The following is an 11,176-nucleotide window of genomic DNA, read 5'->3' as shown; positions in this document are numbered from 1 at the left end:
GTCCAAAATACACTTAATTTCTTGATTCCCCCCCTGCCTCAAGAGCATCCCCTGCCTCCCCTGCTTACCCACCTCACTGTTAGAGCATTGCTCCCCCTATGACTTGCTAAAACGGTTGCTGAATGAGAACCTAACTTTAGCCACTGCCATCAACAGTGAAAAAGCTCGTTCTGAGTTCTTAATCGCTCCTATTCTATCTGGGGTGAGGCGACAGTTAAATTATCAAATCAGTTTATTTTCAGGTACAGAGTTCAATATCGATCCTGCTAAAGGACTCTCAGGTTTTTGTCACTTTATCCTTTCTAGGGTGGACAAGATGCCCACCCTAGAAAGGATGATTAATTTTTGTGGGGTTTGTGTCTCGTCTGCTAGATATTCGTCATCTAATTCCTAATACTTAACCCCCAAAACCAGGAATTAACCGCTTGAGGGCGCGATCGGCAACATCGCCATAGCGTAGTTCTCCACAGAGGATTTTACCCATGATTTTGGCACCGGAGGGGCGCTTAACACCAGCTTTGTAGCCAATGTTTGGAAAGCGATAGAATGCTCCAGCTAATTTTTGCGCCCAAGCCATCTCAGTACCCCATTCTTCATTAATTGCTTCACTGTATTTTTCTAAGGCGTTGGTGTCACCAGAAAGAGCCTCATTAATAGCTCCTGCTGCAATTAAACCGCTAAAAATTGAGGGACGAATACCTTCTGCTGTCATGGGATCGACTACACAAGCAGCTTCCCCAGCCAAAACTGCATTTTGGGTATGCAGCTTTTGCTTGCCATTCCACAAACAAAGGGGATAACCATATTGCTTGCTAGTTTTGATATCTACATTAAACGATCGCGCATACTCATCTAAAATCTTCTTAAAATCCTGGGGTTCGCCACCGATAAACGTACCGACACCAATGGAATAACCATCAGCTTTTGGGAAGTTCCAAATATAGCCATTTTTCACTAAGCCAAACTCGAAGTGAATCGTGGATTTGTCCTTCACTGTTGTGAGAACTTCTGCTTCTAAAGCTGCTGCTAAACGGCGTTTACGTTCTTTGAAGCCGAGCCATTTTGCCATTGGCCCTTTAGCACCATCAGCAGCAATTAAGTAGCGACCTGTAATTGGCCCATTGGCTGTGTTAACTTGCCAATAGTCGCTTTTAAATTCAATACCCGTTACTTCAGTATGATCTCGTAGTTCAGCCCCGAGCTTCTGTGCTTGCTGCACTAGAAAATGGTCAAAAATATCTCGTCGCACCATCCAGACTGGTTCTTCTGTGGCAATTTTTGCTTCCACAGGGTCGCCCAATTTCCAGGTAAAGCGAAGGGAGTCAGCTTTTACAGAAATGGCTGGGCTAAAATCAAAGTTAAACCATTGAGCGATCGCTGGAGATACACCACCGCCGCAAGGTTTATATCTTGGCAGGGGTTCCTTTTCTAACACTAATACTGAACGACCCTGCTTGGCTAAATGATATGCAGCCGTTCCACCAGCTGGCCCAGCGCCGACGATGATGCAGTCGTACATAAGACTGAATTTTTGCTCCTGAATTAGTTGATTTTCTCTTGAGTAGGGGCACAATTCATCAATTGCCCCTACTTTAATTATTCACGTCTACTTACTTGTTCAATTTTTATGAGATACCTAAAAAATGATAAAGGCAGAAGAATTTTACCATCATCCTTCAGCCTTTATGCTTCAGACTTAGACCTTAAACAGTCGTAATGTCCTTTTCTTTTTCTGCTAAAAGCGCGTCTATTTTGGCAGTATACTCATTTGTGAGTTTTTGCAGATTGTCTTGTTGGTCTTTTGATTCATCTTTGGAGATTTCAGAGGCTTTTTCCTGCTTGCGAATCGAGTCTACGGCATCGCGGCGGATGTTGCGGATAGCAACACGACCTTCTTCAGCATACTTAGTAGCCATTTTGACGAATTCTTTTCGGCGATCGCTTGTCAAAGGCGGAATATTCAGCCGAATTACAGAACCATCGTTGCTAGGGGTTAAACCCACATCTGAGAGAGAAATCGCCTTTTCAACTATGTTTAGGGTGTTGCGCTCGTAAGGCTGAATCAGAATTGTCGAGGCATCTGGCGTGCTAATATTTGCCAGTGATTTTAAGGGTGTAGGCGAACCATAGTAGTCAACTAATACCTTATCTAATAAACTCGAATTGGCGCGGCCAGTGCGAATCGTGTTAAAAGCTCGTTGAGTTGACTCAACAGAACTTTGCATTTTACTTTTAGCGTCAGCTAATATCTCAGCTAATATCACAAGAACCTCCCACAAGGGTACCGATGGATTCTCCCAAGACTGCTCGGTGGATGTTGCCTCGCACCGTTAGGTCAAATACCAGAATTGGGATATTATTTTCTTTACACAAGGCGATCGCAGTACTATCCATCACCCGCAAATCTTTGGCTAAAACGTGTGCGTAGGTAAGGCTATTGTAACGCTTGGCGTTAGGATAAATATGAGGATCGGCATCATATACTCCGTCTACTTTGGTGGCTTTAAAAATCACCTCAGCGTCAATTTCTGCTGCTCTTAGTGCCGCCGTGGTATCTGTAGTAAAGAAGGGATTTCCCGAACCAGCCCCAAAAATTACCACCCGCCCTTTTTCAAGATGACGGATGGCACGACGACGGATATATGGTTCTGCTAATTCTTGCATAGCGATCGCGGTTTGCACCCGCGTCTGTACCCCTATGTGTTCTAGCGAATCTTGCAACGTCATGGCGTTCATTACCGTGGCAATCATGCCAATATAGTCAGCGGTTGCCCTGTCCATCCCCGCCGACGCTGCTTTAACGCCACGAAAAATATTGCCGCCGCCAACAACTATGGCAATTTGAGTGCCAGTGGCTATCACCTCTGCTAATTCTTGTGCTATTCCTTTGACCACTTCTGGATCAATGCCATAGCCCATGTTGCCCATTAAGGCTTCACCGCTCAGTTTGAGTAAAACCCGTCGGTAATTCGTTCCCATGAAGTTACGCTTTATCAAAAAAGTTGCAATTGCCTCCAATTTAAGATAACAGTTACAGGGACTATCTATGTCTAGTTACGCCAAATCAATGTAGTCCCGACTGGTTCTGTTTGTGGTACATCTATTGTCTGACCAAGAAATAGAGAGGCGATCGCATTTCTCAAATATTCCTCTCCCACTGCTGATGCATCTTGGGGATGATTATCAATTTTGCCTTTGTAACGGACTATACCATTAGCATCTATTAAAAAAGCCATTGGTGTTTTTGTCGCCCCAAAACTCTGAGTTACATCTTGCGTCGAGTCCCACAGGTAAGGAAAGTTCAGATTGTGACGTTGGGCAAAAGCCTGCATATTTTCAAAGCTTGGCCTAGTTTCAATATTACCATCACTACCATTCATCCCAATTAGTGTGAAGCCTTTGGGGGCAAATTCGGCTTGAATGTTTTTTAACCTGTCTATATACCACTCTACATAAGGACAGTGGTTACACATGGAAATAACGCCCACTGCTCGAAACTTCTCAAGATAACGCCTGAGATGGTGTACTTGAGTGTCAATTCCTGGCAGTTCAAAATCAGGTGCATAGCTCCCGATGGGAGTATCGATTGTTTCTAGTAAATTCATGTTGTCTGGCTCGCAGAACTAGGAACAAGAAAAATATTATTAAATTCAGCGTCAGTTTCCAGTTGCAAACCACCCCTTAGCCGATGCCTCATATTCGATAATGTTATAGACTCGCATTAGCGATCGTAAATTGTGAAACTACTGAATCTAGCACTGATTGCTAATTCACTCACATCTGAATAAATCGCAAAAATATTATTCACATCATAAAAGTTATGATTCCTAATGCTGAGATAATCTAAGTTGTGAGTAAATTGCCTCTATCAACAAGACCAAAACTCTCTATGCTGCATAAAATTATCAGCTTAGAAGCTTTTGTGGTGTATGTCTAAGTTATCACTAGAGCAAAGCATTTACTTTAAAAATCTGATAAATTTTGTTCAAATTAAAAACAATTTTACTTGTGCCTTACGGCTGAAAGGCTTTTACCCTTATATTCATCAAGTTTCCCATGACAACATCAAGTTCAGAAATAGCATTTACCTCTACAAAAACCTGGATTTGGCAAGATTTCCCTATCTGCTATCAAACCCAAGGAACCACTGGACCAGTTGTTGTCCTGGTGCATGGATTTGGGGCTTCTTGGTGGCATTGGCGGAGAAATATTCCTGTATTAGCACAAAATTGTCGTGTTTATGCAATCGATTTGATTGGTTTTGGTGGTTCTGCAAAACCTCAACCTGGTGAAAAAATTGCTTACACTTTAGAAACCTGGGGACAACAAGTAGCAGATTTTTGCCGCGAAGTTGTCGGCGAACCTGCTTTTTTAGTTGGCAATTCAATTGGCTGTATTGTAGCTATGCAAGCAGCAGTTGGCAACCCAGATATTGCCTTGGGAGTTGCTTTGCTCAACTGTTCTTTACGGCTGTTGCACGATCGCAAACGGGAAACTTTACCTTTATCTCGTCGTTACGGAGCGCCTTTACTGCAACGCTTGTTATCTATCAAACCAGTTGGCGATTTCTTTTTCAATCAACTCGCCAAACCGAAAACAGTACGGAAAATTCTGCTGCAAGCTTATGCAAATCCTGAGATGGTGACAGATGAGTTGGTAGATATTCTCACTTCACCAGCAAGCGATCAAGGTGCTAGCGCTGTGTTCCTGGCTTTTACTTCTTATTCTACAGGGCCGCTACCTGAAGACCTTTTACCACTGTTAAAGTGTCCTGCGATTATCTTGTGGGGAACAGCCGATCCGTGGGAACCAATTAAGTTAGGGAGAGAATTAGCTAACTTTCCGCAGGTAGAAAAGTTTATTCCTTTAGAGGGAGTTGGGCATTGTCCGCAGGATGAAGCGCCGGAGTTAGTCAATCCGATTTTACTCGATTGGATTTTGGAGCGATCGCGGTAATTGACTTGGCTCAATTTTTACGTAATAGGTGGTATTGAATATACTCGAAAAGATTTATTTTTGTTGGTTGAGTCGCTCAGGAAATTGACTTTCTATCGCGTTTTTTGTACCTAGATTAGATTTTGACTATCCTCTATGTACTGAACGTCATCAATATCATTAGCTATCCAGTTAGCCTCTCTAAAACAAAATTAGGAATAGTACTCAAAGCAATTACTAACTCAAAATTAATTGACTTAAATAGAAAGCAAGGGCTGCACTACCCAAAGGAACTGTTAAATTGTCAATCCCCAAAAATGAAACAGCTTCTAAAGTAGTAGCGATAAATGCCACCATCAACGATATCGCCCAAATTTGCCAACTGTTTCCTTGAGTTCCAACTAAAATCAAACTACTAATGAAATAGCTAACGAGCATCATAGTTAGGGAGCCTTCCCAACTTTTTTGCGTACCAAAGATTTTATACTTGTGTGTACCAAAATGTTGCCCAATTAAAGCTGCTAGTCCATCTCCCCAAGTCATGATCAAAATCCCTAGTGCTGCGTATTGGGGTTGCTGCAAGTACCAGAAGCAGGCAACTAAAATACCGAAACTGACAGAGTAAAAAAATGTTCCAAAGCTTTGACGGCCAACGCTATTAATACCAGGAAGAATGGGGAATCGGTAGGATAATAAGGTGATTGCACTGGCTAAAATAGAAGCTGTAACCCCTACGCTAGCAGGAATATTTAGCCACCAAGCGATTAAAATCACATTACCAGTGCCGATATGAACTATCTTCCGCACGATTTCTGGCTTGTCGGCAAAGCGGTTTACCACCCCTGCAATCAGGAGGATGAGTAACACCCAAATTGCAGCCGACGCAATTTGCAGCCATAAAACCGGAATTGAGGTTGAGTCAGAAAATGTAATCAACAAAGATGTAACAAAATGAAAAATTTTACCTCTGTTACTAATTTATAAGATTTGGGTAGCTGCAATGAAATTATTATTAATTTGGCTGATTCGGGGCTACCGAATGTTTATATCGCCGTTGTTTCTCCCGACTTGTCGCTTTCAACCCACTTGTTCGATGTATGCTATTGAAGCCATTGAACGATTTGGAGTATTGCGTGGTAGCTGGATGGCAACTCGGCGGATTTTGCGCTGTCATCCGTTTCATCCAGGTGGTTACGATCCGGTGCCAGAGGTGGTGGAAAAGCACAGATGCAATGGGGCAGAGGAGCAGAGGGGCAGAGGGTAAATAACTAATGCCCAATGCCCAATGCCCAAGTTAAAGGAAGTGTTCGTGGGTATAGCTATTTGGGGAGATGTCAAGATATGAGGTTGTCATCTAGCTTAAGAAGGTTGAATAATTTAATTTAGATTTACCATGATTAATCCCACTGCGATTTCTATACCTGAACCACAAATTCCTACTCCTGGCCCAAACCCGCTACCTAGCCCCAATCCTGAACCAAATCCGCTACCTAGTCCTGAACCTGTACCGGGGCCAGCGATTCCTCAACCGTTACCGGGGCCTGTACCAGAACCAGTACCTGCTCCCATTCCTCAGACGGTTCCAGGGCCAATTCCCCAAACCATACCGGAACCTGTTTAGATTAACTTGGTAATGTAATCTAAAATCTCAAATCTAAAATCCAAAATGCTAAGAGCCGGAATTGTCGGACTTCCCAACGTCGGAAAATCTACTTTATTTAATGCTGTAGTTGCTAATGCTAAAGCAGAAGCAGCTAACTTCCCTTTTTGCACGATTGAACCGAATGTCGGCGTTGTCGCAGTACCGGATGAACGGTTAAATGTTCTTGCTAAGATTGCCAGTTCGGTACAAATTATCCCGGCGCGGGTTGAATTTGTAGATATTGCCGGTTTAGTTAAAGGTGCAAGTCAGGGTGAGGGACTAGGGAATCAATTCCTGTCCCACATCCGGGAAGTTGATGCGATCGTCCATGTGGTACGTTGTTTTGAAAATGATGATATTATCCACGTTGCTGGCTCTGTTGACCCAGCGCGAGATATTGAAATCATTAATATAGAATTGGGTTTATCAGATTTAGCACAAATTGAGCGGCGAATTGACCGGACTCGCAAACAAGCCCGTACCAGTAAAGATGCACAGTTTGAAATCACAGTCTTAGAAAAATTAGCTGCGGCTTTGAATGAAGGTAAATCGGTGCGTCAGGTAAGTTTGAATGAAGAAGAAGAAGTAATTATTAAGGGATTAGAACTGCTTACTTATAAACCGATTATCTACGCTGCCAATGTATCTGAGGATGAGTTGGCAACTGGTAATCATTTTGTGGAAACAGTGCGACAAATTGCATCGACAGAAAATGCCCAAGTTGTGATAGTTTCTGCCCAAGTTGAAGCTGAGTTAGTAGAATTGCCAGAAGAAGATAAAGCTGATTTTCTTGCATCTTTAGGTGTGGAAGAAGGTGGTTTAAAATCATTGATTCGGGCAACTTACTCGCTTCTAGGCTTGCGGACATATTTCACTTGTGGCCCTAAAGAAACCCGCGCTTGGACAATTAATGCTGGTATGTCTGCACCTCAAGCTGCTGGTGTAATCCACAGTGATTTTGAGCGGGGATTTATTCGCGCTGAGACTGTCGCTTATAAAGATTTGGTAACAACTGGTTCGATGAACGCTGCGAAGGAAAAAGGGTTGCTTCGCAGTGAAGGGAAAGAGTATGTCGTGCAGGAAGGGGATGTAATGTTGTTCCGATTTAATGTGTAGGGGTGATTAATTAAGTGGCCGTTATCAATTAGATAATGGTCAACTTATACCAAATTGCGATCGCTCTGGATGACTTGACAAAAATTTCGATATGTGTAGAAGAATATGCTAGGCGATCGCAAATAAAGCAGCAAGAACATACTTCAGTTACTTCCACCCACCATATATACGTAGGAACCCAAATTTTCATCATCTGTACCAACAATTACACCACCTTCCGCACCGGGAACAAGTTCTATACCTTCAATTTTGTGGTAATCAGAGCGGTAAATAGGAACAAATTGAGGATTTTGCCGCCAGACAATTTTGTTATCATGCAATCCTAGATAACCAGCGACATATACAGCTGACTGAAATGGGCCATCATCTCCTGCATCACTTGCTGAGGTGATGTACACAATCCCTACAGGGTCTATCTTAATATCTGATATATGACGCACATTACCAGATGGAAACGGTACTTTCAGATTGGCAGAACCGGCGAGAGTAATTTGATATTTAGCCAAATCAAAGATTCCCCAAAATATAGTTGCTGGTTGTTCTCCTTCACCTCGATGTCCCCAAATAGCAACTAATTTACCGTCTAGGTTTTGTAATCCGAATCCTTCAAAATTATTTCCTTGAATAATTCCCGGTAAATTGAATTCTTTGAGAACCAAGATGGTTTTATTAGTAGGGTTTAACCTGATGTAATAGGCTTTTCCAGAACTACTTAAAGCGATAAAAGAAAATTTTGTTTTTTCTGGGACAGACGTTAAAGCTTCTAAATCGATGGGCAATTCTATGTTACTTGGCCAGTTTAAAGGGAAATATTCAGGTTGGTTTTTCCCTTTAAGACTAATAGTTGCTAAACGGGTTTGATTGGGTTTTTTGTTGTCATGGACAATCAGAAAATCTAGAGAATTGCTTTGCTGCTTTATTAAAGCCATCCCACTGATACCGAAAGGGATACCACCGCGAACCGGTCGCCAATCTTGCGCCCAAACTTGCACAGAGATGAGTAACAAAACACTCAAAATTACTATATTTACGATTAACCTGAGAAATCGAGGCATATTACACAGGATTGGGCATAGGGTTAGAAAAATTCCCAGTACTTAGACTCCATAAGAGGAGTGTGTTAGTCGATGCTCAATCATATCAAATTCAGAAAATTCGCACCCACATCAATCAAGCAGCCTTTTGTACTCAAAACTATCAGAATATTTACGTAATTAATTGAGTTGTGATAGTACTTTCTGTAAAGAAAGCAATAATTCGTTGACAGTATAGGGCTTTACCAAAAATGTATTGATACCGATAGCAGCTACCGCACTGAGTTTATTGTCAGACATGAGTCCACTGCTGGCAATAATTCTGACCAAGGGGTTGATTTTTTGCAGGGTACGGATGGCAGTTAAACCATCTAGCGTGGGTAGCATAATATCCATCAGCACAGCATCAATTTTATCCTGATTTTGAGCGTAGAGCGCGATCGCTTCAATGCCATCACAGGCAATTAGGGTTTTGTAGTTATGAGCTTCCAGTGATGTTCTCGTAATTTCTTGAATAGCAACTTCATCATCCACAATCAAAATCAATTCTCCATGTCCTACCTGTGGTGGCAATTCTTCTGGAGTAATTGTTTCCATTCCTTCCACTGCTGGTAAGTAAACTTGAAAGCTGGTGCCAGTTTTCGGTTCACTATACACGTTCACGAAACCACCGTGGCTTTTAACGATGCCAAGGACGGTAGAAAGTCCTAACCCTGTGCCTTTTCCGACATCTTTTGTGGTAAAGAATGGCTCGAAAATTCTATCTAAGATTTCTTTAGCAATCCCAACTCCAGTATCGGAGACAGTCATCACTATGTAAGGTCCCTCTTTTGCTTCCAGGTTCATGCGGGCATAATTTTCATCAATCAACACATTTTCAGCATAGATACTCAAACTACCGCCATTGGGCATTGCATCGCGGGCATTAACGCAGAGGTTCATCAGCACTTGATGTAGTTGGGTGCTATCTCCAGAAACCATCCACAAATCTTGGAGTACATCAGTGCTAATTTCTATGGATTTGGGAAATGTCTCTTTAAGAATCTTGGCAACTTCCACAATCAGATGTCTGAGTTGCAAAGTGATGCGCTTCCCTTCTACACCCCGCGCAAATGACAACACTTGTTTGACTAAATCAGCCCCGCGTCTAGCATTGACTTCTAAAATCTCCAATAGATGACGGGTGCGCTCATCTGCATCAGGAAATTTGAGTGGCAAGAGTTGCGCTCCGGCCAAAATCGGTGTCAGGATATTGTTGAGGTCGTGAGCAATGCCACTAGCTAAAGTGCCGATGCTTTCCAAGCGTTGGGCGCGAAACAATTGCGCTTCTAAATGTTTTTTCTCGGTAATATCTGTGTCAACGGTGAGAATCGCTTTCGGTTTTCCTTGTTCGTCGTACACTAAACTCCAGCGACTAGCAACAAGGATTTCTTTGTTAATTTTGGTGAGTTTATTTAACTCGCCCTGCCACTTTCCTTTACTAGTAGCTTGTAAAAGAGCCGCTTCAATTTCTGGTGAAGGTTCTTCATCCAAAAGCTCGCTAGCATTTTGGCCCCAAGCTTCTATCGCCTGCCAGCCGTAAACTGTTTCTGCGCCTTTGTTCCAGAAAATAATTTGATTATTTAAATCTCGGACGCAAATGGCATCTGTGGTGACATCAAGCAATGCTGCTTGTTCGCGGATTTTTTCTTCTGCCAATTTACGTTCGCTAATATCAATACTGGCGCATGTCACGCCCACAACTTCTTGCAACTCATTCCGCAATGGCTCAACGGTCAAATCGTAATATCGAGTTGTATCTTTGATTGTAATTGATACTTCCTCTCGCGTTCCTATGCCAGTAGTTAGCACCCCATGCTTAATTGTGGTCAGATATTGAGCATCTTCAACTGGGATAATATCCAAGTCTTGTTTGCCCAATATTTCCTCAACTGTCAAGCCAGATGGAGGATTGTAAACCCAGGTGTAGCATAACTCCATATCTTGGTTGTACACAAAGATGGGGGAGTTTTTGAGGGCCACCCGAAATCGCTCCTCGCTATGGCGCAATGCGTCGTCTGCCCGTTGACGTTCGATGGCATAACGCATAGAGCGCACCAGTAAGTCACCAGTGACTTGCCCTTTGACCAAATAATCCTGCGCTCCTTCCTGCATTGCCCTAATTGCCAGGGTTTCATCATTTATACCCGTTAGCACAATTATCGGAGTGGCTTTTGCTTGATGGTGAGCGATAACAAAAGTTTCTAGCCCCTGGCTATCTGGCAGCGAGAGGTCTAGCAGAATCACATCAAAGATTTCCTTTGCTAGGTAGTTAATTGCTTCAGAAAGCCGCTCAACGGGCATCAAATCAACTACAACTGTGGTAACTTCCTTTAAAAACTCCTGTAATAAAAAAACATCACTAGGGTTATCTTCTACTAACAAGACTTTAATATTTTTACCTGCCATT

General features: G+C 42.6%; 11 protein-coding genes. 4 read left to right on the top strand and 7 right to left on the bottom strand.

What is annotated here, in order from left to right; genetic code table 11:
• Positions 1–397: 397 nt before the first annotated feature.
• The 4 genes from V7K42_RS00240 to V7K42_RS00225 form a co-directional block, all read right to left on the bottom strand.
• Positions 398–1,519, bottom strand: a complete 1,122-nt coding sequence (locus V7K42_RS00240; protein ID WP_334912438.1) for a geranylgeranyl reductase family protein — start codon at positions 1,517–1,519, stop codon at positions 398–400.
• Positions 1,520–1,703: 184 nt separating this feature from the next.
• Positions 1,704–2,225, bottom strand: coding sequence for a ribosome recycling factor (frr, locus tag V7K42_RS00235; RefSeq protein WP_334912436.1), 522 nt, complete (start codon positions 2,223–2,225; stop codon positions 1,704–1,706).
• 25 nt (positions 2,226–2,250) lie between these two features.
• Positions 2,251–2,979 (bottom strand): UMP kinase, encoded by a 729-nt coding sequence (gene pyrH, locus V7K42_RS00230; RefSeq protein ID WP_094330554.1) that lies wholly within the window; start codon positions 2,977–2,979, stop codon positions 2,251–2,253.
• A gap of 71 nt (positions 2,980–3,050) precedes the next feature.
• Complete coding sequence (locus V7K42_RS00225; protein ID WP_334912433.1) at positions 3,051–3,605, bottom strand: thioredoxin family protein; 555 nt, start codon at positions 3,603–3,605, stop codon at positions 3,051–3,053.
• Between the two features lie 451 nt (positions 3,606–4,056).
• Between V7K42_RS00225 and V7K42_RS00220 the strand changes: the two genes are divergently transcribed.
• The gene (locus tag V7K42_RS00220; protein ID WP_334912431.1) at positions 4,057–4,956 is read left to right on the top strand and encodes an alpha/beta fold hydrolase; all 900 of its coding nucleotides are present in this window, start codon (positions 4,057–4,059) and stop codon (positions 4,954–4,956) included.
• Between the two features lie 216 nt (positions 4,957–5,172).
• Here the strand turns inward: V7K42_RS00220 and V7K42_RS00215 are convergent, their stop codons facing one another.
• Positions 5,173–5,874: a diacylglycerol/polyprenol kinase family protein gene (locus tag V7K42_RS00215; RefSeq protein ID WP_334912429.1), complete on the bottom strand. Its 702-nt coding sequence runs from the start codon at positions 5,872–5,874 to the stop codon at positions 5,173–5,175.
• Between the two features lie 61 nt (positions 5,875–5,935).
• Between V7K42_RS00215 and yidD the strand changes: the two genes are divergently transcribed.
• The 3 genes from yidD (at position 5,936) to ychF (ending at position 7,693) form a co-directional block, all read left to right on the top strand.
• On the top strand, positions 5,936–6,199 hold the full coding sequence (gene yidD / locus V7K42_RS00210; RefSeq protein ID WP_334912427.1) for a membrane protein insertion efficiency factor YidD: 264 nt from the start codon (positions 5,936–5,938) through the stop codon (positions 6,197–6,199).
• A 129-nt stretch (positions 6,200–6,328) separates the two neighbouring features.
• Positions 6,329–6,556 carry a hypothetical protein gene (locus V7K42_RS00205; protein WP_229492186.1) on the top strand — a complete coding sequence of 76 codons (228 nt, stop codon included), beginning with the start codon at positions 6,329–6,331 and terminating at the stop codon, positions 6,554–6,556.
• 45 nt (positions 6,557–6,601) lie between these two features.
• Positions 6,602–7,693 carry a redox-regulated ATPase YchF gene (gene ychF / locus V7K42_RS00200; RefSeq protein ID WP_334912425.1) on the top strand — a complete coding sequence of 364 codons (1,092 nt, stop codon included), beginning with the start codon at positions 6,602–6,604 and terminating at the stop codon, positions 7,691–7,693.
• A gap of 143 nt (positions 7,694–7,836) precedes the next feature.
• On the opposite strand, the gene V7K42_RS00195 is transcribed toward ychF, so the two are convergent.
• Positions 7,837–8,748 carry a hypothetical protein gene (locus tag V7K42_RS00195; protein ID WP_334912423.1) on the bottom strand — a complete coding sequence of 304 codons (912 nt, stop codon included), beginning with the start codon at positions 8,746–8,748 and terminating at the stop codon, positions 7,837–7,839.
• 159 nt (positions 8,749–8,907) lie between these two features.
• Positions 8,908–11,175 carry a hybrid sensor histidine kinase/response regulator gene (locus tag V7K42_RS00190; RefSeq protein WP_334912440.1) on the bottom strand — a complete coding sequence of 756 codons (2,268 nt, stop codon included), beginning with the start codon at positions 11,173–11,175 and terminating at the stop codon, positions 8,908–8,910.
• Between the last annotated feature and the right edge of the window lies 1 nt (position 11,176).

It is taken from the genome of Nostoc sp. (genome assembly GCF_036917455.1).
Taxonomy (GTDB): domain Bacteria; phylum Cyanobacteriota; class Cyanobacteriia; order Cyanobacteriales; family Nostocaceae; genus Nostoc.
The sequence above is the reverse complement of the archived record's forward strand: the minus strand, read 5'-3'. Positions and strand labels throughout refer to the sequence as shown.